This window comes from Shinella sp. WSD5-1, assembly GCF_963942435.1.
GTDB lineage: Bacteria > Pseudomonadota > Alphaproteobacteria > Rhizobiales > Rhizobiaceae > Shinella > Shinella yambaruensis.
In genome coordinates this window covers 1,519,693-1,541,073 of record NZ_OZ012596.1, presented here as the reverse complement: position 1 = coordinate 1,541,073, position 21,381 = coordinate 1,519,693, and the positions used below count along the sequence as shown (strand labels likewise).

The following is a 21,381-nucleotide window of genomic DNA, read 5'->3' as shown; positions in this document are numbered from 1 at the left end:
CGGCAAGAATGGACGCGATGGAATGACAAATCTCGGCGACCTCGAAATCTTTTCCCGCGTCATCGCCATGGGCAGCATGTCGGCGGCCGGCCGGGCGCTCGGCCTGTCGCCCGCGGTCGTCTCCAAGCGGGTGAAGCGGCTGGAGGAACGCCTCGGCACCCGCCTCTTCCAGCGCACGACGCGGCAGATCTCGCTGACCGAGGCCGGCCAGGGCTTCTATGACCGCATCGTCGGCATCCTTTCCGGCATCGAGGAGGCGGAAGCCTTCGTCTCGGGACGTTCCGGCGCCGTGCGCGGCACGCTGCGGATCTCCGCGCCCACCTCCTTCGGCCGCATGCATATCGCCCCCAATCTCAAGGGCTTCATGGACACCTATCCCGAGCTCGTCGTCAACCTGATGCTGACCGACGACTTCTCCGACATCGTCGGCGGTGGGTTCGACCTTGCGATCCGCATCGGCGAACTTTCCGATTCCTCGCTGGTCGCCCGAAGGCTCGCCTCGGTGCGGCGCGTGCTGTGCGCCTCGCCGGACTATATCGCCCGCCACGGCATGCCGGCCTCGCTCGACGCGCTGCCCGCCCATGTCTGCCTGCCGCCGCACACCCAGGACGTCTGGCGGCTGGAAGGGCCGGAGGGCAATGTCACCTATCGCCCGCAGGGGCAGCTCTACACCAATTCCAGCGAAGTGGTGCGGGAGGCGGTGTTCTCCGGCATGGGCATCGCGCTGCGCTCGACCTGGGATGTCGGGCCGGCGCTGAAGAGCGGCGCGCTCGTGCAGGTGCTGCCGCAATACGAGGGCTCGCGCAACGTGGTGCTCTCGGCGGTCTATCCGAGCCGGCAGTTCCTGCCCGTCAAGGTGCGGCTGTTCATCGACTATCTCGCCGACCTCTACGGCCCCCTGCCCTATTGGGAGCGCTGAGCACCGTCGGCCGCACATGCGCCGATTGGCGCGGGCGGACCCTTGCACTGGCTTCTTGCTTTTACCGCATTATCCAACGCCGAAGCGACTTCGCTTCGGCTGGAAATGCTCTAAGCTGCAGGCCCATGGCGGAGAGGACGGCGATGATCGGCAGGATGACAATGATGGCGGCGCTGGTCGCGCTGGCGCTTCCGGCAGCGGCCGGCGCAAGGCCGCTCGACGACCTGCTCCAGGGTTTCGACGATGCCTGCGACTACAGCGACGCGCTGGCGGGCCTCCTGCAATCGAGCTACGCTTTCGCCCGCAAGGAAGGCGCGATCGCCATTCCGGCCGGCTACGAGGCCGTCTTCGGTCCGCCCTCCGTCCGGCCGCAGGACGAGTACCTGCACATCGTCCTGCCCGTGACGGGCGGCATCTGGCGCGGCGTGCCGGTCAAGGAGATCGAGGTCTACATCACGGCGCTTGCCAGCGGCTTCAGCTACCAGGCGATCATCTTTCCGCCCGACGCGCTGGAGGCCGCCGAGGCCGCGTTCAAGGAGCGGGGTCTTGCCGCACAGGAAAAGCTCGCGAAACAGGACGAGACCGGCTTCGGCTGGGACACCGGCTTTGCCGTCACCGACGGCGTGCCGCGCTACCAGTGCGACCTGTCGACCTGAGCGGCGGCAGGCCGCTGCACACTTTTGCTGGCATTGCTCTAATGCTTGTCCTCTTCCGCATGGCGCTGGCGGATGGCGCGCACGAGCAGCCACATGCCGGCGATGACGAAGGGCACGGCGATGCCGGTCAGGGTTTCCGGCTTGACCGGCAGGCCGAGCCCGTGCGCCGCCTTGGCGACATAGCCGAAGAGACCGACCACGTAATAGGAGATCGCGGCGACAGACAGGCCTTCGACGGTCTGCTGCAGGCGCAGCTGCAGCTTCGCGCGGCGGTCCATGGAGTTGAGCAGGCTCGTGTTGAGCTGCTCCAGCTCCACGTCGATCCAGCTTCTCAAAAGCGCCGTGGCGCGGGCAAGCTTTCGCGACAGGTTCGCCTGCCGCTCCTCCACCGACTGACAGGTGCGCATGGCGGGCGCCAGGCGCCGTTCCAGGAAGAAGCCGAGGGTCTCGTAGCCGGACACCGCCGTCTCGGCGAGCGTGCGGATGCGCTCCTGCACGATGCCATAATAGGCGCGGCTGGCGCCGAAGCGATAGAGGCTGAGCGCCGCATTGGCCTCCAGCTCGGCGGCGAGCCGGGTGATCTCCGTCAGCAGCGTATCGGCCTTCTCGCGGGCATGCTGCTTCATGGCATTGGTGATGCCGGTCAACCCGTCCTCGATGCGGCGGATGTCCGGCGAGAGCGACTGGGCGAGCGGCAGGCCCATCATGGCGAGTGTGCGGTAGGTCTCGATGTCCAGAAGGCGCTGGACGAGCGCGCCGCGCCCGGCCTCGGTCATGCCGCGGTCGATGACGAGGATCTGCGTCAGCCCGTCGCCGTTCTGGCGGAAGTCGGTGAGGATCGCGCCCTGGCCGTTCTTGATCTCGCTGTAACAGAGGCTCGTCGGGTCGAAGGTGGAGATCGCCGCGCGGGTTTCCGGCGTATCCGGCCGGATTTCCAGCCGCACGCCCGAGATCAGCGTGCCGGGCGGCGAAAAACTGTCGCCGAACGGATGGACCGGAACCTCGCCACCGAACTTTTCCGGCGCCGGCGCGTCCCAGAAATAGGTGGAGAACTCGGTATGCCGCTCCCAGCGCAACGTGCCCTGCCCCCAGCTGAGCGCGTGGTGGCTGGAATCGCGCCCCGGCGGGGAGATGCCGCGCGAGCGCGACAGTTCCCCCATCACGGCGTGATCGACCGCCGAGCCGCCTTCGGTCAGGAAGGCGAGCTGGAAGATGACGCGCGGCGACGGCACCAGCGCGTATGGTCTTGCGTGAATTTCCCCCAGCGCCTGCGCACGCGCGGTCGCCTGCGGAAAGGCGAAGCTGCCTTTTGCCATGTCTGCACTGTCCCCTCATGTGCAACAGCATAGTCTTAACAAATGTCAGGCCCCTGGAGATAGGGCGCATTGACGCAGGCCCGCTCCTCCCCACTGGACAAGATTGTTGACCAGTTTCGACCCACATTGCTAGTGTTCACCGGTGACCGACACCGCCTTCGACCTTTTCGCCCGCATCAGCCACAGCCGCACTGCCGACGAGGTCGTGCGGCAGATCGAACTGCTGCTGCTCGAAGGGGTGCTGCGCGACGGCGACCGGCTGCCGGGCGAACGCGAGCTTTCCAGGCGGCTCGACGTCTCCCGCCCCATCCTGCGCGAGGCGCTGAAGGAGCTGGAGACCCGCGGCCTGCTGATCAGCCAGCACGGCGGCGGCACCTATGTCGCCGACATCATCGGCCAGGTGTTCTCCCGCCCCGTCGTCGACCTCATCGCCCGCCACCAGCGCGCGACGGAGGACTATGTCGAGTACCGCCGCGAGTTGGAGGGCATCACCGCCGATCTCGCCGCCCGCCGCGCCACCGAATACGACCGGCAGATGCTGACCCGCATCATGGAGGCGATGCGGGAGGCCCATGCGGGCGGCTCCTTCGATGCGGAGCTGGAGGCCGACGTGGAGCTGCACAACGCGATCGGCGAGGCAGCGCACAACATCGTGCTGCTGCACACGCTGCGCGCCTGTTACCGGCTGCTGGCCCAAGGGATCTTTTTCCACCGCCACCTCGTTTTCTCCTCCGAGGACGCGCGCGGCCACCTGCTCGCCCAGCACGAGGCGATCTATGCGGCGATCATGGCCGGCGACGGGCTTGCGGCGCGAAAGGCCGCCCAGGCGCATATGGATTACATCGCCACCGCCATCCGCGAGGCCGAGCGCAGCGGCGAATGGCAGCGGATTTCGCAATTGCGCATGCAAAAGCGCGGGCTTCCCCCGCAAGCCTGACTTGCGCCGCAAATCTCGCGCAAGCAAGATGGGCTATACAGACTCAACCGTCCCGTCCGACAAGAGGAACGAACAAGACCTTGAACATTCTCAACCGCATCGTCAGCGACGTCCATCTCATGTTCCGCCGGCCCGCGCGCGAACAATACGGCGCGCTGTGCTACCGGGTGAGGAAGAAAAAGCCGGCGATCGAAATCCTCCTCATCACCAGCCGCGACACCGGCCGCTGGGTCATTCCCAAGGGCTGGCCGATGGACGGCAAGAGCGCCGCAGCCGCGGCCGCGCGCGAGGCCTGGGAAGAGGCCGGCGTCAGGGGAAGCGTCCGCGAGGCGCCGATCGGCAGCTACAACTACCTGAAGGGCCTGCCGCACGGGCTGAAGGTCGATTGCCGGGTGCGCGTCTTCCCGCTCTCCGTCGACGACCTCAGCGAGAATTTTCCGGAGAAGGACGAGCGGCGCGCCGAATGGGTGACCTGCCAGGAGGCCGCCCGCCGCGTGCAGGAGCCCGGCCTCAAGGACCTCATCCTCGCCTTCGAGCGCACGATGCTCGCCGAAATCGGCCCGAACGGCACCCCCGACGCCTGATAACGCCCCCGATCGGCCCTTGTCATATTGCCGCCGGTGCCCTGAGACGATAGTGCCTGTCGGCTGAGAGCCCCTGATGCGACCTCCGGACGGAAGGCTGCCGCGGGAATTTCGTCCGCTCGCGAGAAACCGGCCCCGGCCGATGCCCAGGCATCGGCGATGTCCGGTGACGAAGGGACGGCGGAAAGCACCGGCAGACAGACCCCGGCGGTCGTGCCAGGGGCTCCAAAACGGAGCAGCAGGAATGGCCAATTCACAGGTTCAGCTACGCAAGCCGACGCTGGACAAGGACCTGGAAAAACTCACCTTCACCGAACAGGCGACGCATTTCGTGCTGCGCTCGTGGACGGGCGTCGGCATCGCCCTCGTCTTCCTCCTGATTGCCATGGCCGTCGCCAACAGCTTCGCCACCGGCGCGCCGGGCGTGCTGGTCGCCATCACCGCGGCGCTCGCCGCCTACATGGCCATGAACATCGGCGCCAACGACGTGACCAACAATGTCGGCGCGGCCGTCGGCGCGCGCGCCATGAGCCTTGGCGTCGCCCTCGTCATCGCCGCGGTCTTCGAGATCGCCGGGGCGCTGCTGGCCGGCCAGGGCGTGGCGGCGACGGTCGCCTCGGGCATCGTCGACCGGTCGATCTTCCCGAGCCCCGAGACCTATGCCTGGGCGATGATGGCGGCCCTCGTCTCCGCCGCGCTCTGGATCAACATCGCCACGCTCGCCAATGCGCCGATCTCCACCACCCACGCCATCGTCGGCGGGGTGATCGGCGCGGGCGCGGCGGCGAGCGGCTTCCACAGCGTGCAATGGGACGCGATCGCCGTCATCGTCGTGAGCTGGACCGTCTCGCCGATCCTCGGCGGCGTGATCGCCGCAGGGTTCCTCTTCTTCATCAAGGAATTCATCATCTACCGCGAGGACAAGATCGGCGCGGCGAAGACCTGGGTGCCGGTGCTGGTCGCGGTCATGGCCGGCGCCTTCGCGGCCTTCATCGCCAATGGCGGCACCAACGGCGCCTTCGATCTCTCCCTCCGCGCGGCGCTCCTCATCGGCCTTGGCGTCGGCCTCGCCACCTATGTCGCCACCCGGCCGATCGTCCGCCGCCATGCGGAAGGGCTCGACAACCGCAACCAGTCGCTGCGCACGCTGTTCCGCATCCCGCTGATCTGTTCGGCGGCGCTGCTGTCCTTCGCCCACGGCGCCAATGACGTGTCGAACGCCGTCGGCCCGCTCTACGGCGTGGTCTCGGCCCTGCATGCCGACGCGGGAAGCGGGGCGGCAATTCCGCTCTGGGTCATGGTCATCGGCGCCTTCGGCATCTCGCTCGGCCTCCTGCTGTTCGGCCCGCGCCTCATCCGCATCGTCGGCAGCGAGATCACCAAGCTCAACCCGATGCGCGCCTTCTGCGTGGCGCTGTCCTCCGCCGTCGCCGTGCTGACGGCCTCGGCCTTCGCCATTCCCGTCTCCTCGACCCATATCGCCGTCGGCGCGGTCTTCGGCGTCGGCCTGTTCCGCGAATGGTATACGCGCAACTCCCGGCGCCGCATCGACTATATCCGCAGCCGCGGCAGCCGCATCGCCCCGGAGGAAGAGCCCGTAAACCTCGACGAGACGCGCCGTCGCTACCTCGTGCGGCGCTCCCACTTCATGACGATCGTTTCGGCCTGGATCGTGACGCTGCCCATCTCGGCGGTCCTCTCGGCCATCGTCTTCCTCGCCCTCAACGCGCTTTTCACCTGAGAGACCGACCATGCGTGCCAATTACCGGATGCAGCGCCTCTTCGTCGGCGATGCCCTTGCCGCGGGCGTGGCCTTCGAGGCGTCGAAGGACCACTTCCACTACCTCGCCAACGTGCTGCGCATGGCGGAGAGCGATGCCGTGCTGCTCTTCAACGGCCGCGACGGCGAGTGGCATGCGACCCTTTCCTTCCCGACCCGCAAGCGCCTCGTCCTGACCCCCATCGAGCAGACCCGGCCGCAGCCGGCGCCGTCCGACCTGCACTACCTCTTCGCACCGCTCAAGGTCGGCCGGCTCGACTATATCGTTCAGAAGGCCGTGGAAATGGGCGCCGGCGTGCTGCAGCCGGTCCTCACCCAGCATATGCAGGGCAAGATCACCAGCCTCGAGCGGCTGCAGGCGAACGCCGTGGAGGCGGCGGAGCAGTGCGGCATCCTGGCGATCCCGCAGGTCACGGCACCGAGGAAACTTGAGGACCTGCTGGCCGAGTGGCCACGCGAGCGGCGTATCATCTTCTGCGACGAAGGCCATGGCAGCCAGAACCCGCTGCCGGCGCTCAAGGCGATCGAGGAGCGCAAGCTCGCCCTGCTCGTCGGCCCGGAGGGCGGCTTTTCCGACGAGGAACGCACGCTGCTGCGCAATCTCGCCTTCGTGACGCCGATCCCGCTCGGCCCGCGCATCCTGCGCGCGGACACGGCGGCGGTGGCGGCGATGGCCGTCATCCAGGCGGCGATCGGCGACTGGCGCTGAGCGCCCCCCTCGCAGATTTGCGCGAAAGCAAGAAAGCGCTTCAACAAAAAAGTCGAATGGGTTTTTTTGAATCTGCCTTGAAAGGAATTTGCTTGCACCGCATCTAATTCCGGTCCAAGCACCCTCCCAAGGCCCGGCGTTCCGCAGGGCGCCATCCGTTCAGAAGAAGACGCCCATGGCCCGTGACACCACCGACCAGACGCCGATCCGCACCGTCGCGGACATGGCGGATTACCTCGCCGCCGGCAACAAGCCGAAGGAGAAGTTCCGCATCGGCACCGAGCACGAGAAATTCGTCTTCTTTACGGCCGACAACAGCCCCGTGCCCTATTTCGGCGAGGCGAGCATCTCGGCGCTGCTGAACGGCATGCAGGCCAAGACCGGCTGGGACCCGATCATGGATGCCGGCAACATCATCGGCCTTGCCGAACCCTCCGGCATGGGCGCCATCTCGCTGGAGCCCGGCGGCCAGTTCGAGCTTTCCGGCGCGCCGCTGGAAAACCTGCACCAGACCTGCAAGGAATCCAACCAGCACCTCGCCACGCTGCGCGAGATCGCCGAGCCGCTCGGCATCCGCTTCCTCGGCATGGGCGGCAGCCCGAAATGGACCTTTGCCGAAACGCCGCGCATGCCGAAAAGCCGCTACGAGATCATGACCCGCTACATGCCGAAGGTCGGCACGAAGGGTCTCGACATGATGTACCGCACCTGCACGATCCAGGTGAACCTCGACTTCTCCTCCGAAACCGACATGCGCCGCAAGATGCAGGTCTCGCTGAAGCTGCAATCCATGGCGACCGCCCTCTTCGCCTCCTCGCCCTTCACCGAGGGCAAGCCGAACGGCCTGCTCTCCTGGCGCGGCGACATCTGGCGCGACACGGACAACAACCGCTCCGGGCTCATCCCCTTCGCCTTCAAGCCGGATTTCGGCTTCGTCGACTATGTCGAATGGGCGCTCGACGTGCCGATGTATTTCGTCGTGCGCGACGGCAAGTACCACGACTGCACGCACATCACCTTCCGCCAGTTCATGGCCGGCGCGCTGAAGGGCGAGCTCGCCGACTGGGAGCCGAACCTCGGCGACTGGACGAACCACCTTTCCACGCTGTTTCCCGACGTGCGGCTGAAGCGCTTCCTCGAAATGCGCGGTGCCGATGGCGGCCCGTGGCGACGCATCTGTGCGTTGCCCGCCTTCTGGGTGGGCCTGCTCTATGACGACGGCGCGCTGGATGCCGCCGAGCGGCTTGTGCGCGACTGGACGGTCGAGGAGGTGACGGCGCTGCGCAACGCCGTGCCCGCGGAAGGCCTCAAGGCCGATTTCCGCGGCAAGCCGCTGCTCGACATCGCCCGCGAAGTGGTCTCGATCTCCCGCCAGGGCCTTGCCGCCCGCGCCAGGATCAATGGCGAGGGCGTCGACGAGACAATCTTCCTTGCCCCGCTCGACGAGGTCCTGGCGAAGAAGGCGACGCTCGCCGAAGACATGCTGGCGCTCTACAACGGCCGCTGGAACGGCTCCGTCGAGCCGGTCTTCACCGACTACCAGTACTGAGGCACGGCACCAAAAAGCGGTTTGCGCGGCCAAGATTCCCGTTATAGTGCAGGCACATGCCTGCCAACGGGAAAGGGTCCGTTATGCTTTCGCTCTACGACATGATGATGCAGGCGCAGAACGGCAATGCCGTCGAGACCATGGCGCGGCAATTCGGGCTGGCGCAGGAACAGGCGGCCAAGGCCATCGCCGCGCTGATGCCGGCCTTTTCCGAGGGCTTCAAGCGCAACGCCGCCAATCCCTATGATCTTGCCGCCTTCATGACCGCGCTGACATCCGGCGACCACGTCAAGTATTTCGAGGACATCAGCAAGGCCTTCACGCCGCAGGGCCTTGCCGAGGGCAACGGCATTCTCGGCCACCTCTTCGGCAACAAGGACGTTTCCCGCGCCATCGCCGCACAGGCGGCGCAGATGACCGGCATCGGCCAGGACATCTACAAGCAGATGCTGCCCGTCATGGCGAGCACGCTGATGGGCGGCCTCTTCAAGCAATCCTTCGCTCCCTTCTTCCCCGGCGCGGAAGCCGGAAAGACACCCGCCAACCCCTTTGCCGACATGATGCAGCAATGGGCCGAAGCGACGGGCATGGCCAGGAAACGGGAGCCGGCAAACCCCTTCACCGACAACCCCTTCATGCAGGCCGCCCAGGAGTTCTTCGGTACGAAGAAGGAGGCGCCGGCCAATCCGTTCACCGACAACCCCTTCGCCAAGGCCTTCCAGGACATGATGGCGGGCATGGCCGGCCAGCCCGCGGGCAGCGGCAAGACCGCCGAACAGGCCGATTCCCCGGCTGATTCGCTCAAGACCTTCGTCAACACGATGTTCGATACCGGGCTGGAAATGCAGAAGGATTACCAGCGCAACGTGGAATCGATCTTCGAGACCATCCGCAGCGGCATGGAGCCGGATGGCGGCAAGAAGGCCTGACAACGGGGCGTAGCGCGGCCGCATCCATCGACACACGAAAAAGCCCGGCGCGGACCTTGGGAGTCGCACGCCGGGCAAGCAGCAGGGCTATTGGCTCTCACCCTGCGGGGAAGTCAGGTGCCGACCCGGGAGATAGGTCGGCACCGTGAGAAATCAATCCAGACGGCCGCTGCGCAGGTGACGGCGGGCGCGTTCACGCGCCGCGATCGTCAGATGCAGGCCCGCATCGGCGAAGAAGGACGCGGTCCGGACATCCTGCACGTCGCTCCGGCACAGCCCCATGTCGAGAAGCTGATGATCGTCGAGCTCGTTCAGCCGGTTGACCACACGGCGATTCTGCCAGGCGCGGACGAACCTGTAGGCGGCGTTGCGGACGCGGGCGAAGAGGCTCGGAGCCGGACGGCGCGTTGCGAGGCTGTCGATTTCCAGTCTGCGGTCGATCATGCGCATGGCATTTCTCCTTTCCGGCCCGGCGATCCATCGTCATTCGATGGGGTTTCGCACGGCACCCGTGATCGTTCGCCGCCCAGGGACAGGGCGGCGGTTCGAAGGTCGTGTTTCAGGCAGAGCCATCGCCGGGAGGTCGAGGGAAGGCAACGGATCCCGCCGAACGATGACTGCCGGCAGGGGCAATCGTTCGACACTTGCTTTTTCGCAGAAAGCCATTGATCAGTCCAACGAATGTTTCTAATAGTATCAATCAAACAATCTTATGGATATCGTTATGTCCGCTCCGCTAGACATAGACCAGCTCCAGACCTTCGTCGCCATCGCCGATACGGGCAGCTTCACCCGCGCCGCAGAGCGGGTCTTCAAGACCCAGTCGGCCGTTTCCATGCAGATGCGGCGCCTCGAGGAGCGCATCGGCAAGCAGCTCTTCATGAAGGACGGCCGGGGCAACCGGCTGACCGCCGAGGGCGAACGCCTGCTCAACTATGCCCGCCGGATGCTGCGCCTCAACAACGAGGCCATCGCCGCCTTCGACGACAACCGCCTCGAGGGCCTGCTGCGCATCGGCACGCCGGACGACTACGCCGACCGCTACATGCCCGAAATCATCATGCGGTTCGCCAAGACCCACCCGAATGTCGAGCTTTTCATCGTCTGCGAGCCCTCGGTGGACCTTGCGGAGAAGATGGCCAAGGGCGAGCTCGACATCGCGCTCGTCACCCACAATCCACGCCAGCGCCAGTCCGACGTCGTGCGGACAGAGCCGCTCTGCTGGGTCATGTCGGCCAACCATCCGCTGCCGGAAAACGCACCGGTGCCGCTCGCCGTCGGCCGGCGCGACTGTCAGTGGCGGCAGATCGCCTGCGCGGCGCTCGATTCCGTCGGGCGGGACTACCAGGTGCTGTTCACCAGCTGGTCATCCACCGTCGTCGCCGCGGCCGTCATGGCGGGCATGGCAGTTTCGGTGCTGCCGGAATCGGCGCTGCGTCCCGGCATGAAGGTGCTGACGCAGGCGGACGGTTTTCCGCCGCTCGCCCCGGTGCAGATCGGCATCATGCGGCGCCCGGGCCTTTCGCCCTCGCTCTCCAACGCCATCACCAGCCATATCAGCGCCTGCCTCGACAACATCACGCCGCTGACGGCCGTCGACGACCTGCCGGAAGCCGAGGTCAAGGTCTTCCCGCGCCTGTCGCGGCTCCGGCCCGGCAATATCCTGCCCGGATGGTGACGCAGCTTCCCCTCGACGGCATTCCCGCTGGCAAGGCCGGGCCGTCGACGGTGACGATCCGGCCTGCCCGCGAGGATGAAGTCGAGATGCTGTGCCAGATCGAGCGCTCGGCCGCGCAGGCCTTCCGCCTGATCGAGGCCTTCTCGTGGCTCGCCGTCGGCGATGTGCAGAGCGCCGAGCGGCACCGCGAGCTCATCGGGGCGGGGACCAACTGGGTGGCGGCGGCCGGAGACGACCGTCCGGTCGGCTTCCTCAGCGCGGAGATCGCCGGGCAGGACCTGCATATCTGGGAGATCTCGGTCGATCACCTGCACCAGGGCTTCGGCATCGGCCGCAAGCTGATCCGGCACGCGATCGACGCGGCAGCGGCGCGCGGCCTTGCCGCGGTGACGCTGACGACCTTCCGCACCATTCCCTGGAACTGCCCTTATTATGAGCGGCTCGGCTTCAGCACGCTGGACGAGGCCGCGCTTTCGCCGCGCCTCAGGGACGTGCTTGACCTGGAGGCCGAACACGGGCTCCAGCGCGACACGCGTTGCGCCATGCGTCTCGACCTGCCGAAGGCATGAACCCGGCAGGCCCTCGGACGCTCAGGCGAGGTTCGCCTTCAGGAAATCCACCGTGCGCTGCCAGGCGAGATCGGCCGCGGCCTTGTCGTAGCGCGCGGCGGAGGTGTCGTTGTTGAAGGCGTGGTTGACGCCGTCGTACATGTGGATCTCGAAGGTCTTGCCGTTCTCCTCCAGCGCCTTGCGATAGGCCTCGATGCCGGCATTGATGCGCTCGTCGAGGCCGGCATAATGCAGCATCAGCGCCGCCTTGATGCCGGGCACGTCCTCTGCGGCGGCCTGCGCGCCGTAATAGGCGACGCCCGCCTTCAGCTCCGGCGACCTGGCGGCGAAGCGGTTGACGAGGCCGCCGCCCCAGCAGAAGCCGACGGCCCCGACCTTGCCGTTCGCCCCGTCGAGCTTTGCGAGGAACTGCAGGCTTGCCTCGGCATTGGCCACCGTCTGCGCCGGATCGAGCTTGCCGATCATCTCGCGCGCCTGGTCCTCGTTGTCCGGCGTGCCGCCCGCGGGCGAGAGGAAATCGGGGGCGAGCGCGATGAAGCCTTCGAGCGCCATGCGGCGGGCGACGTCACGGGTGTGCGGATTGAGGCCGCGGTTCTCGTGGATGACGATGACGCTGCCGAGCGGAGCCGTCGCCTCCTTCGGGCGCACCAGATAACCCTTCATCTCGCCGGAGCTGCCGCCATAGACGACATCCTTGGCGGCCAGGCGCTCGTCGTCCGAGGCGATGATCTCGGCGCTCGCCGAATTGGCTGCGAGCAGCGGAACGATGGCGGCGGCGGCCGCACCGGAGCCGGCAAGCGCGGTCAGGCGCTCCATGAAGCGGCGGCGGTCGAGCGTCAGGTGGGTGTATTCGTCATAGGCGTTGATCATCGCCTGCGTGATCTGCGGCTTGTCCATGGCGGATCCTCCGGCTGTGTTCTCCGCCGGATAAGATAGGCCCCGCACCGAAACCTGCCGAACACAACTGCGTTACCGGCCCGTCAGGTGAGCGCGAGCCAGACGCCCAGCCATATCCACAGAAGGCCGAGCACCGCCAGCCCCGCAATGAAGAGCGGCCGGCGATACCGCAGGCGGTTGCTGGTGACATGCACGTAGGCATGGACATAACGCAGCGCCACGAACAGCCAGCCGCCGGCGACGGTCACGGGATTGTCGGCATCGACGAGGTAGAGAAGGATGCTCACCGCATAGAACAGCACCGGCAGCTCGAACTGGTTGGCGATGGCGTTCCTGACGAGGAGGCTTTCGGCCGGCTCCTCGCGGTTCTCGCGGAATTGTTCCGGGCGTGCCCTGCCCTCCTTGACCGCGCGCATGCGGCGCGTGGAGAGCAGCAGGTAGAGGCAGAAGACGAGCGCGACATGCGCGATCATCGGCCAGAGCGTGGCTTCCGTGGGAGACATGATCGTCCTTCGACTTGTCGTTTCGAACCGGTTTAGGGGTTTCCGGCGGAAGCCTCAACCACAAAGGGACACCACGACAAGCCGAAGGAGGATGCGTGTTATTGCGGCGTCAGGGTTTCGGTGCCCGAACCGTCCTTGCCGCTGATCGTCCAGGCGCCTTCCAGCGAACCGTCGTCCTTCACCTGGTAGACGATGAGGCCGACCGCATCGCCCAGCACGTAGCCGGCGGCAAAGGCGTTGTCATAGAGCATGCAGATGCCGTTCGAGGTGGTCCCGCCGGTGTTCCATTCGATCGAGCAGGTCGTCTCGCTCGTCAGCGCGATCGTCGCGGTGCCATTGTAGGGCGAACCGTCGAGGTTCGTGCCTTCGACAGTGTAGGTGCCGGCATTGACCGTCTGCGCATGCGCAGGCACGACCAGCCCCAGGCCCAGAAGGGCGCCAGCCAGTATCGTCTTCATGTTGTCCCCCAGCGAAAACCGGCGAGATTGCCGGTCGCCAATCCTAGCGCATACGTGGAAAAACAAAACAGGATTCGCGCGGGTCCGGAAGACGGGAATGCCCGGCAAAGCTGGGCATTCAAAGGCATATCAGCAATCGGCGAACAATCAGACGGCGCCCGGATAGTTCGGGCTTTCGCGGGTGATCGTCACGTCATGGGCATGGCTTTCGCGCAGGCCCGCGCCGGAGATGCGCACGAAGGTCGCCTTCTCCTGGTAGTCCTTGAGGTCCTTGCCGCCGACATAGCCCATGGAGGCCTTGAGGCCACCGGCGAGTTGGTGCAGCACGCCCGAGACCGGGCCCTTGTAGGGCACCTGGCCCTCAATGCCTTCCGGCACCAGCTTCAGCGTGTCGCGCACTTCCGCCTGGAAGTAGCGGTCGGCCGAGCCGCGCGCCATGGCACCGACGGAGCCCATGCCGCGATAGGCCTTGAAGGAGCGGCCCTGGTAGAGGAAGACCTCGCCCGGGCTTTCATCCGTGCCGGCGAGCAGCGAGCCGACCATGACGGCCGAGGCGCCGGCGGCGATCGCCTTGGCAAGGTCGCCGGAGAACTTGATGCCGCCATCGGCGATGACCGGGATGTCGGCAGCCTGCGCCGCCTCGACCGAGGCCATGATCGCTGCAAGCTGCGGCACGCCGACGCCGGCGACGATGCGCGTGGTGCAGATCGAGCCCGGGCCGATGCCGACCTTGACGGCGTCCGCGCCGGCGTCGATCAGCGCCTTGGTGCCGTCCGACGTTGCGACATTGCCGGCCATGATGCGCACGGAGTTCGACAGTTTCTTCACGCGCGCGACGGCGTCGAGGACGCGCTGCGAATGGCCGTGCGCCGTGTCGACGATGATGAGGTCGACGCCGGCCTCGATGAGGCGTTCGGCGCGCTCGAAGCCGTCATCGCCGACGGAGATGGCGGCGGCGGCGCGGAGCCGGCCCTGCGCATCCTTCGAGGCATTCGGATTGAGCTGCGACTTCTCGATATCCTTTACCGTGATGAGGCCGACGCAGCGGCCGTCGCCGTCGACCACCAGCAGCTTCTCGATGCGGTGGCGATGCAGGAGGCGCTTGGCTTCCTGCTGGTCGACGGTTTCCTTCACCGTGATGAGGTTCTCACGGGTCATCAGCTCGTAGATCTTCTGGGTCGGGTCGGAGGCGAAGCGCACGTCGCGGTTCGTCAGGATGCCGACGAGGCGGCCGGCCTTGCCGCTGCCGCCGTTCTCGACGACCGGGATGCCGGAAATGCCGTGCGCCTTCATCAGCGAGAGCGCCTCGGCGAGCGTCGCATCCGGGCCGATCGTCACCGGGTTGACGACCATGCCGCTCTCGAACTTCTTCACCTGGCGGACTTCCTCGGCCTGTTCGGCGGGCGTCAGGTTGCGGTGGATGACGCCGAGGCCGCCGGCCTGGGCCATGGCGATGGCAAGGCGGCTTTCCGTCACCGTGTCCATGGCGGAGGAGAGGATCGGCAGGTTGAGGTCGAAATCGTGCGCGATGCGGGTGGCGATGTTCGTCTGGCCCGGCATGACCTCGGAGTGGCCGGGTTGCAGGAGAACGTCGTCGAAGGTCAGGGCTTCGAGACCGGTTGCCGTTTCAATGATGCGCGCCATGGGCCAAGTTCCTTTGAGGGTAAAGCTTGCGCACCAAGGGGAACATTGGGAGTTGTCCGCCTCGGTCGCTTGCAAGAAATTCTTGGAAGTTGGCGAGGGCTGGTAACACGTTCATGACGGATTGGGAATAGCAAAAAGCCCGCAATCGCGTCGGCAGCCGGCTTGCCGGCAGGCCGTCGCGACCCGCCCCTGCCGGCGCTTTCTTCCGGCAGGCGGCAGGAGGTCACGTCAAGGGCTTGAGGGACCGTCGTCGAAACGCCGGCCTCAAAGATCGAACTGATAGCTCATCGGCACGAACCGATAGCCCTCGCCGGCCTTTTCAACGAAGCCCGCCGCCGGGAACGGCATGTGGTAGCCGATGAAGGCGAGCCTGTCGGTGGCGATCATGTCGAAGACCTTCTTGCGCGTCGCGGCGGCCGCCGCCTTGTCCATGTCGAAGCGCACCTCCCAGTCGGGCCGCTGCAGCGAGAGCACGTAGTGGTTCGCGGTATCGGCCGTCAGCAGCAGCGCCTTGCCCTCCGATTCGACACGGAAGATCATGTGCCCCGGCGAATGGCCGAAGGCGTTGAGCCCGCGGATGCCGGGCACGACCTCGCCCTCGTCCTCGATGAAGGTGAGCTTTTCGGCGAGCGGCTGCACCTTGGCGAGCACGCCCTGGTGGCCCTGTTCGGCGGGCGTGCCCATGCGCTCGGGATTGACCCAGAAATCATATTCCGTGCGGCCGGTGACGTAGCGCGCATTGGGGAAGGCCGGCTTGCCGCCCTCCATCAAACCGCCGATATGATCGCCGTGCATATGGGTGATGACGACGACGGAGACCTGATCCGGCGTGTAGCCGGCGTAGTCCAGCCCTTCGAGAAGGCGCCCCATGCCCGCCTCGCGGCCACCCTCCCCCATGCCGGTATCGAAGAGCACGACCTCCGCGCCGGTATCGACGAGCGTCGGCGTGAAGCTGTTGACGAAGCTGTCGGCCGGAAGGAAATTTTCCGTCAGCAGCGCGCCGACCGCCTCGGCAGACTGGTCGGTGCCGAAGGTCTCGTTCGGCGCGCCGGAGGGGCGCATGCCGTCGCGCACCGTCAGCACGCGGAAGCTGCCGAGCTTGAAGCTGCGGGCCTCCAGCGGGCTCACGCGCATATCGGTGGCATCGCTTGCGGACTGGGCAAGAGCGGCGGCGCGGTTCAGCACCAGGGGCGCGGCCAGCGTGCCGATGCCGGCGGCGAGAAACAGGGATCTGCGCGAGATTGTCGAAGGGTCGCCCATGGCTCTATCCTCTCTGGTGAAAAGCTGCCGCGCCGGCACGACGGCCGGCGCCCGCATGAAGATGACACGCGTCCATCTAGGGCGCTGTCACAATCCGGGCACATGCCATCACGGGCTTGTGATGCCGAAGCGCCGGCCGACCTTCGGCATGCCCCGCGCTCCGGTCCCGCGCTTTCTGCACGCCGGCCGCGGCACACTTTTACGCCCCGTGCGTCGCAGGCGATTTCCTCGCGATTTGACAGATCGCAGCAAGGAGCGCAGAAGACGGGCGGGCCTGCGCAAGGGCCTCGTACCCCGATTTGCCGATGAACCGTATCGTCCCGCTCATCCTTGCCGTCGCGCTCTTCATGGAGCAGATGGATTCCACCGTCATCTCCACCTCGCTGCCGGCCATCGCGGCCGATCTCGGCGTGGGACCGATCACGCTCAAGCTGGCGCTCACCTCCTACATGGTGTCGCTCGCGACCTTCATTCCGCTCAGCGGCTGGATGGCCGACCGGTTCGGCGCAAAACGCGTCTTCCGCCTCGCCATCCTCGTCTTCGTCGCCGGCTCCATCCTCTGCGCGATCGCCGACAGCCTCGTCGCCTTCGTCGTCTCCCGCTTCCTGCAGGGCATGGGCGGGGCGATGATGACGCCCGTCGCGCGCCTCGTCCTGGTGCGCAGCACCTCGCGCTCCGAGCTCGTCTCGGCCATGGCGCTGCTGACGATCCCCGCGCTCGTCGGCCCGCTCGCGGGTCCGCCGCTCGGCGGCTTCATCACCACCTACTTCTCCTGGCACTGGATCTTCCTGATCAACGTGCCGGTCGGCATCGCCGGCTACATCCTGTCCGGCGTCTACCTGCCGGACATCCGCGCCGCCGCCCCGCCGCCGCTCGACTGGCTCGGCTTCTTCCTGAGCGCCGTCGCCGCCTCCGGCACGATGTTCGGCCTCTCGGTCGTCAGCCTGCCCGCCCTGCCGCCGGTCATCGGCGTCGTCGCCACCGCCATCGGCCTGCTTTGCGGCGTGCTCTATGTGCGCCATGCCCGCCGCCATCCGACGCCCCTGCTCGACCTCGCCCTCTTCCGCGACAATGCCTTCCGCGCCGCGGCCATCGGCGGCACGCTGTTCCGCATCTCGGTCGGCGCGGTGCCCTTCCTGATGCCGCTGATGCTGCAGGTCGGCTTCGGTCTCTCGCCCTTCCAGTCCGGCCTCGTCACCTTCACGGGCGCCATCGGCGCCATCACCACGAAATTCCTCGCCAAGCGCGTGCTGACCTTCGCCGGCTTCCGCACCACACTGATCGTCGCCAGCATCTGCGGGGCGATCCTGACCTTCGTGAACGGCCTCTTCACGCCCGCGACGCCCTTCTGGTTCATGGCCGGCGTGCTCTTGATCGCGGGTTTCGCCCGTTCCTTCTTCTTCACCAGCGTCAATGCGCTCTCCTTTGCCGATATCCCCGACGCCGACGCCAGCAAGGCGACCGCGATGAGCGCCGTGCTTCAGCAGATCAGCCTGGCCTTGGGCGTCGCCGTCGCCGGCTCCATCCTGGAGATCGAAACCCTGCTCACCGGCTCGCCGCTCGAGCTCGGGGATTTCCAGATCGCCTTCATGATCATTTCCGCCCTGACGCTCGCCGCCGTCCTGCCGTTCATCACCATGGCGAGGAACGCCGGCGCCACCGTCTCCGGCCACCGCCTGCCGGCGCGGGAGGAAGAAACGGCGGCGGTAAAATAACCCCGCCCCATCCCGCGAATCGGCGCGAACCCAAGCGCGCCGCAAATCCCCGGCCGGTTCGCACCCACCGCATCCCCTTGAAATCCCTCACCTCCCCTTTCCGGGAAACCACGACGCCCTCCCAGGCGCGCACCCTACCCGCCGACCCGCACCGGCTCCCACCTTTTGCCCGCGCGAACAATGCATTACACCTACCCCAGTCGCCTCCTCGCGGAGGCGTGGATTGAAACCCCAGGTCCAGCCGATTGACCGTTTCAGCTTCCCCGTCGCCTCCTCGCGGAGGCGTGGATTGAAACGGCACCCGGGTGTCCGGCTCGATCCCCGAGCCGAGTCGCCTCCTCACGGAGGCATGGATTGAAACATGTACATATCGCGCTTTATGGCATATTCATTGAAGTCGCCTCCTCGCGGAGGCGTGGGTTGAAACCCGCTGCCGCATGGGCGGGGCGACGGGTTCGCGCGTCGCTTCCCCACAGAAACGGGGAGGAAAAGGCCGGCGCCGGTATGGGCTGGATCTTTGCCGAGGCGGTGCGCTTCGGCCCGGCGCGGCCTATTCCGGCCTTTCGCACACTGCGGCGAGCTTGTTGCCGTCATGGTCGCGGATGAAGGCGGCGTAGAAGCTGGCGTGGAACGGGCGCAGGCCGGGGGCGCCTTCGTCGGTGCCGCCGGCGGCAAGGGCCGTGGCGTGGAAGGCATCGACGGCGGCACGCGTCGGGGCGACAAGCGCGATGGTCACGCCGTTGCCGAAGGTGGCGGGCTCCCGATTGAATGGCTCCACGACCCAGAAGCGGCAGCGTACATCCTCGTCCGCCGCATAGCCGATCTCGCCCGGCGCCTGCTTCTGCCGGCGATAGCCGAGCGGCGGCAGCACCGCGTCATAGAAGCGGCCGGCGCGTTCCAGATCGTTCGTGCCGACGGTGGTGTAGAGCAGCATCAGGCCTCCTCTTCCGCCCCGGCCGTCCCGTCCCTGGCCGTGCGGCCCTTGAACCCCTTGGCGAGCAGGAACATCTCCACCGATTCGGCGCGCGAGGCGCCGGGCTTCACATGGATGACCTGCTTGAAATTCTGCTTGAGCATGTTCAGCAGCTCGCGCTCCGTGCCGCCCTGGAAGGTCTTGGCGAGGAAATGGCCGCCTTCCGCCAGCACCTCGACGGCGAAATGCGCGGCGACCTCGCACAGATGCATGGTGCGCAGGTGATCCGTCTGGCGGTGGCCGGTCGTCGGGGCGGCCATGTCGGAGATGACGAGGTTCGGCGTGCCGCCGACCGCCGCGATCAGCTTCTCCGGCGCGTCTGGCTCGAGAAAGTCCATCTGGAGGATGGTGACGCCCGGCAGCGGGTCCATTTCCAGGAAATCGATCGCCGCGACGCGCGGATCGGCATCGCTCGAGCCGGTCACCTTGGCGGCGATCTGCGACCAGCTGCCGGGCGCCGCGCCAAGATCGATGATGCGCTTCGCGCCGGCGAGGATGTTGTGCTTCTCGTCGATCTCCAGGAGCTTGAAGGCCGCGCGGGCGCGATAGCCCTCCAGCCTGGCGCGCTGCACATAGGGATCGTTGATGTGGCGTTCGAGCCAGCGGCGCGAGGAGGCCTTCAGCTTGCCCTTCTTGACCTTCTGGCCGAGCTTGCGGCCGGTGCGGTTGCCGCCGACGGGGGGCTTGGTCATGACGCCTGTCCTTCGGGCTTCGCCGGGTTGCGGGGACCGCCGCGGTGGTTGCGACGGTGGCGGCCGCGGCGCCAGACGCCGTCGTCGGCCATCATGTCGGTGAGCAGGCCTTCGCGCAGGCCCCGGTCGGCGACGCGCATGCGGCGCGAGGGCCAGCGCTTGCGGATCGCCTCCAGGATGGCGCAGCCGGCGAGCACGAGGTCCGCCCTGTCGGGCCCGATGCAGGGATTGGCCGCGCGGGCGGAAAAATCCCAGGAGAGGAGCCGCGCCTGCATGGCCGTCACCTCGTCGTCCGAGAGCCAGACGCCATCCACCCGGCGCCGGTCATAACGCGGCAGGTCGAGATGCACGCCGGCAAGCGTCGTCACCGTGCCCGACGTGCCGATGAGATGGAAATCCTCCGGCGCCACGCGCACCACATCGCCCGGGCAATCGAAATCCGCCAGCATGGCCTCGACCTCCGACACCATGCCCGCAAAGCTCTCGGGCGTCACGTCCCGCCCGCCATGGCGTTCGGACAGCGTGACGACGCCGACCGGCAGCGAGGTCCAGTGCGTGATGTGGTTGGCAAGCCGGCTGGAGCGGTTCTCGCCGATGCGGATGACCGCGATTTCCGAGGAGCCGCCACCGATATCGAAGAGCACGACCGATTTCGCCTCGCGCCCGACCAGCGAGGAGCAGCCGGACACGGCAAGCCGCGCCTCGGTCTCGCGGTTGATGATCTCGAGGTCGAGCCCCGTCTCCTGCCGCACCCGCTCCAGGAACGCCTCGCCATTGGCCGCCGCGCGGCAGGCCTCGGTGGCGATCAGCCGGGCGCGGCGGATGTTGCGGTTCTTCAGCTTGGCCGCGCAGATCCTCAGGGCCTCGACGGAGCGGTCCATCGCCTCGTCGGAAAGCCGGCCGCTCGCCGCAAGCCCCTCGCCGAGGCGCACGATGCGCGAAAAGGCGTCGACGACGCGGAATTGGCCGGGCCGGGTCGGCTGGGCGATGAGGAGGCGGCAATTGTTGGTGCCGAGGTCGAGCGCGGCATAGAGCGGCACGTCGTATCCCTCGCGCTCGGCCGGACGGACGGGGGCCTGCATCTCGCGGCGCGGCTCCGGGGCGTGGGCAACGGGTCGTGCCTCGACGGCCTGTTCGGCCGCGGGATGCGTGACGATAGCCTCGGCAGACGCCGGCACGGCGCGCGCGCCGGTCTTGCGGCCCCGGTGCTTGCGGCGGTTCCTGCGGCCTTCCGCCTGGCGCTGGTCCTCGCCGGGGGCTTCCCGCTGGCCGACGGGCGCAAGCGGGCGCACGTTCTCGCCGCCGGCACCCTTGCCACGCCGGCGACGCTTGTTCCTGCGCGCGGTATCGCCACCGTCGATGGCCTTGGGGCGCTCAGCCGATCCGGACGAACCGGCCGCCTGGCCTGCGGACAGGGAGACGGCAGAGGGACTTGTCGCGCCCTTCTGCTTGCCCTTGCGGCGGCGCGACCGCTTCGGCCGCCCCGCATCGCCCGCATCTCGCGCCCCGGAAACGGGCGGCTTCACGCCGCTGTCGGGGTCGTTCACGTTACTGCCTATGGCGCCGCGCAAAGCTTCAAAGCTGCAAGCAGGCGCTCTCTCGATCTTCGTTGC

General features: G+C 67.1%; 21 protein-coding genes. 11 read left to right on the top strand and 10 right to left on the bottom strand.

Features of this window, described 5'->3' with window-relative positions; translation table 11 throughout:
• Positions 1-22: 22 nt before the first annotated feature.
• Both AABQ55_RS07365 and AABQ55_RS07360 read left to right on the top strand, forming a co-directional pair.
• The gene (locus tag AABQ55_RS07365) at positions 23-919 is read left to right on the top strand and encodes a LysR family transcriptional regulator (RefSeq protein ID WP_244767925.1); all 897 of its coding nucleotides are present in this window, start codon (positions 23-25) and stop codon (positions 917-919) included.
• A 143-nt stretch (positions 920-1,062) separates the two neighbouring features.
• Positions 1,063-1,575, top strand: a complete 513-nt coding sequence (locus AABQ55_RS07360) for a hypothetical protein (protein WP_272804561.1) — start codon at positions 1,063-1,065, stop codon at positions 1,573-1,575.
• A gap of 38 nt (positions 1,576-1,613) precedes the next feature.
• On the opposite strand, the gene AABQ55_RS07355 is transcribed toward AABQ55_RS07360, so the two are convergent.
• Positions 1,614-2,891, bottom strand: coding sequence for a DUF3422 family protein (locus AABQ55_RS07355; RefSeq protein WP_244767927.1), 1,278 nt, complete (start codon positions 2,889-2,891; stop codon positions 1,614-1,616).
• A 142-nt stretch (positions 2,892-3,033) separates the two neighbouring features.
• Between AABQ55_RS07355 and AABQ55_RS07350 the strand changes: the two genes are divergently transcribed.
• The 6 genes from AABQ55_RS07350 to AABQ55_RS07325 all read left to right on the top strand — a co-directional run bounded on the left by AABQ55_RS07350 (position 3,034) and on the right by AABQ55_RS07325 (position 9,379).
• Positions 3,034-3,828 carry a FadR/GntR family transcriptional regulator gene (locus AABQ55_RS07350; protein WP_244767928.1) on the top strand — a complete coding sequence of 265 codons (795 nt, stop codon included), beginning with the start codon at positions 3,034-3,036 and terminating at the stop codon, positions 3,826-3,828.
• Positions 3,829-3,908: 80 nt separating this feature from the next.
• On the top strand, positions 3,909-4,412 hold the full coding sequence (locus tag AABQ55_RS07345) for an NUDIX hydrolase (RefSeq protein ID WP_272804560.1): 504 nt from the start codon (positions 3,909-3,911) through the stop codon (positions 4,410-4,412).
• A gap of 244 nt (positions 4,413-4,656) precedes the next feature.
• Positions 4,657-6,153 (top strand): inorganic phosphate transporter, encoded by a 1,497-nt coding sequence (locus AABQ55_RS07340; protein ID WP_272804559.1) that lies wholly within the window; start codon positions 4,657-4,659, stop codon positions 6,151-6,153.
• 10 nt (positions 6,154-6,163) lie between these two features.
• Positions 6,164-6,901, top strand: a complete 738-nt coding sequence (locus AABQ55_RS07335; protein ID WP_272804558.1) for a 16S rRNA (uracil(1498)-N(3))-methyltransferase — start codon at positions 6,164-6,166, stop codon at positions 6,899-6,901.
• Between the two features lie 175 nt (positions 6,902-7,076).
• Positions 7,077-8,450, top strand: a complete 1,374-nt coding sequence (locus tag AABQ55_RS07330; protein WP_244767932.1) for a glutamate--cysteine ligase — start codon at positions 7,077-7,079, stop codon at positions 8,448-8,450.
• Positions 8,451-8,533: 83 nt separating this feature from the next.
• Positions 8,534-9,379 carry a DUF937 domain-containing protein gene (locus AABQ55_RS07325; RefSeq protein WP_272804557.1) on the top strand — a complete coding sequence of 282 codons (846 nt, stop codon included), beginning with the start codon at positions 8,534-8,536 and terminating at the stop codon, positions 9,377-9,379.
• A gap of 153 nt (positions 9,380-9,532) precedes the next feature.
• Here AABQ55_RS07325 and AABQ55_RS07320 read toward each other — a convergent pair whose 3' ends face one another.
• Complete coding sequence (locus AABQ55_RS07320) at positions 9,533-9,829, bottom strand: DUF1127 domain-containing protein (protein ID WP_244767934.1); 297 nt, start codon at positions 9,827-9,829, stop codon at positions 9,533-9,535.
• Between the two features lie 274 nt (positions 9,830-10,103).
• On the opposite strand from AABQ55_RS07320, the gene AABQ55_RS07315 reads away from it, so the two are divergent.
• The gene (locus AABQ55_RS07315) at positions 10,104-11,057 is read left to right on the top strand and encodes a LysR substrate-binding domain-containing protein (protein WP_244767935.1); all 954 of its coding nucleotides are present in this window, start codon (positions 10,104-10,106) and stop codon (positions 11,055-11,057) included.
• Positions 11,051-11,626: a GNAT family N-acetyltransferase gene (locus AABQ55_RS07310; protein WP_288084292.1), complete on the top strand. Its 576-nt coding sequence runs from the start codon at positions 11,051-11,053 to the stop codon at positions 11,624-11,626. Before AABQ55_RS07315 ends, AABQ55_RS07310 begins: the two co-directional genes overlap by 7 nt.
• A gap of 21 nt (positions 11,627-11,647) precedes the next feature.
• Here AABQ55_RS07310 and AABQ55_RS07305 read toward each other — a convergent pair whose 3' ends face one another.
• The 5 genes from AABQ55_RS07305 to AABQ55_RS07285 form a co-directional block, all read right to left on the bottom strand.
• Complete coding sequence (locus AABQ55_RS07305) at positions 11,648-12,523, bottom strand: dienelactone hydrolase family protein (protein ID WP_272804555.1); 876 nt, start codon at positions 12,521-12,523, stop codon at positions 11,648-11,650.
• Between the two features lie 83 nt (positions 12,524-12,606).
• Complete coding sequence (locus tag AABQ55_RS07300; protein ID WP_244767938.1) at positions 12,607-13,026, bottom strand: MAPEG family protein; 420 nt, start codon at positions 13,024-13,026, stop codon at positions 12,607-12,609.
• 98 nt (positions 13,027-13,124) lie between these two features.
• Entirely contained in the window at positions 13,125-13,484 is a 360-nt protein-coding gene (locus AABQ55_RS07295; RefSeq protein ID WP_244767939.1) for a hypothetical protein, read from the bottom strand.
• A 147-nt stretch (positions 13,485-13,631) separates the two neighbouring features.
• Positions 13,632-15,128, bottom strand: coding sequence for an IMP dehydrogenase (gene guaB / locus AABQ55_RS07290; RefSeq protein ID WP_272804554.1), 1,497 nt, complete (start codon positions 15,126-15,128; stop codon positions 13,632-13,634).
• Positions 15,129-15,392: 264 nt separating this feature from the next.
• Positions 15,393-16,388 (bottom strand): MBL fold metallo-hydrolase, encoded by a 996-nt coding sequence (locus tag AABQ55_RS07285; protein ID WP_244767941.1) that lies wholly within the window; start codon positions 16,386-16,388, stop codon positions 15,393-15,395.
• Between the two features lie 305 nt (positions 16,389-16,693).
• Between AABQ55_RS07285 and AABQ55_RS07280 the strand changes: the two genes are divergently transcribed.
• Positions 16,694-18,103 (top strand): DHA2 family efflux MFS transporter permease subunit, encoded by a 1,410-nt coding sequence (locus tag AABQ55_RS07280; RefSeq protein WP_272804553.1) that lies wholly within the window; start codon positions 16,694-16,696, stop codon positions 18,101-18,103.
• Positions 18,104-18,653: 550 nt separating this feature from the next.
• On the opposite strand, the gene AABQ55_RS07275 is transcribed toward AABQ55_RS07280, so the two are convergent.
• From AABQ55_RS07275 to AABQ55_RS07265, 3 genes are read right to left on the bottom strand one after another with little or no spacing between them, the layout of a single operon-like run.
• Positions 18,654-19,037 carry a VOC family protein gene (locus AABQ55_RS07275; protein ID WP_272804552.1) on the bottom strand — a complete coding sequence of 128 codons (384 nt, stop codon included), beginning with the start codon at positions 19,035-19,037 and terminating at the stop codon, positions 18,654-18,656.
• A complete protein-coding gene (locus AABQ55_RS07270) occupies positions 19,037-19,768 on the bottom strand; it encodes an RlmE family RNA methyltransferase (protein WP_272804551.1) in 732 nt (243 codons plus the stop codon). Before AABQ55_RS07270 ends, AABQ55_RS07275 begins: the two co-directional genes overlap by 1 nt.
• Entirely contained in the window at positions 19,765-21,315 is a 1,551-nt protein-coding gene (locus AABQ55_RS07265) for a Ppx/GppA phosphatase family protein (protein ID WP_272804550.1), read from the bottom strand. Before AABQ55_RS07265 ends, AABQ55_RS07270 begins: the two co-directional genes overlap by 4 nt.
• Positions 21,316-21,381 lie beyond the last annotated feature (66 nt).

Excerpts from the sequence above, each read along its gene's own strand:
- AABQ55_RS07365 (WP_244767925.1), top strand. The coding sequence starts at position 23 with ATGACAAATCTCGGCGACCTCGAAATCTTTTCCCGCGTCATCGCCATG.
- AABQ55_RS07360 (WP_272804561.1), top strand. The coding sequence starts at position 1,063 with ATGATCGGCAGGATGACAATGATGGCGGCGCTGGTCGCGCTGGCGCTT.
- AABQ55_RS07355 (WP_244767927.1), bottom strand. The coding sequence starts at position 2,891 with ATGGCAAAAGGCAGCTTCGCCTTTCCGCAGGCGACCGCGCGTGCGCAG.
- AABQ55_RS07340 (WP_272804559.1), top strand. The coding sequence starts at position 4,657 with ATGGCCAATTCACAGGTTCAGCTACGCAAGCCGACGCTGGACAAGGAC.
- AABQ55_RS07335 (WP_272804558.1), top strand. The coding sequence starts at position 6,164 with ATGCGTGCCAATTACCGGATGCAGCGCCTCTTCGTCGGCGATGCCCTT.
- AABQ55_RS07330 (WP_244767932.1), top strand. The coding sequence starts at position 7,077 with ATGGCCCGTGACACCACCGACCAGACGCCGATCCGCACCGTCGCGGAC.
- AABQ55_RS07325 (WP_272804557.1), top strand. The coding sequence starts at position 8,534 with ATGCTTTCGCTCTACGACATGATGATGCAGGCGCAGAACGGCAATGCC.
- AABQ55_RS07320 (WP_244767934.1), bottom strand. The coding sequence starts at position 9,829 with ATGCGCATGATCGACCGCAGACTGGAAATCGACAGCCTCGCAACGCGC.
- AABQ55_RS07315 (WP_244767935.1), top strand. The coding sequence starts at position 10,104 with ATGTCCGCTCCGCTAGACATAGACCAGCTCCAGACCTTCGTCGCCATC.
- AABQ55_RS07310 (WP_288084292.1), top strand. The coding sequence starts at position 11,051 with ATGGTGACGCAGCTTCCCCTCGACGGCATTCCCGCTGGCAAGGCCGGG.
- AABQ55_RS07305 (WP_272804555.1), bottom strand. The coding sequence starts at position 12,523 with ATGGACAAGCCGCAGATCACGCAGGCGATGATCAACGCCTATGACGAA.
- AABQ55_RS07300 (WP_244767938.1), bottom strand. The coding sequence starts at position 13,026 with ATGTCTCCCACGGAAGCCACGCTCTGGCCGATGATCGCGCATGTCGCG.
- AABQ55_RS07295 (WP_244767939.1), bottom strand. The coding sequence starts at position 13,484 with ATGAAGACGATACTGGCTGGCGCCCTTCTGGGCCTGGGGCTGGTCGTG.
- guaB (WP_272804554.1), bottom strand. The coding sequence starts at position 15,128 with ATGGCGCGCATCATTGAAACGGCAACCGGTCTCGAAGCCCTGACCTTC.
- AABQ55_RS07285 (WP_244767941.1), bottom strand. The coding sequence starts at position 16,388 with ATGGGCGACCCTTCGACAATCTCGCGCAGATCCCTGTTTCTCGCCGCC.
- AABQ55_RS07280 (WP_272804553.1), top strand. The coding sequence starts at position 16,694 with ATGAACCGTATCGTCCCGCTCATCCTTGCCGTCGCGCTCTTCATGGAG.
- AABQ55_RS07275 (WP_272804552.1), bottom strand. The coding sequence starts at position 19,037 with ATGCTGCTCTACACCACCGTCGGCACGAACGATCTGGAACGCGCCGGC.
- AABQ55_RS07270 (WP_272804551.1), bottom strand. The coding sequence starts at position 19,768 with ATGACCAAGCCCCCCGTCGGCGGCAACCGCACCGGCCGCAAGCTCGGC.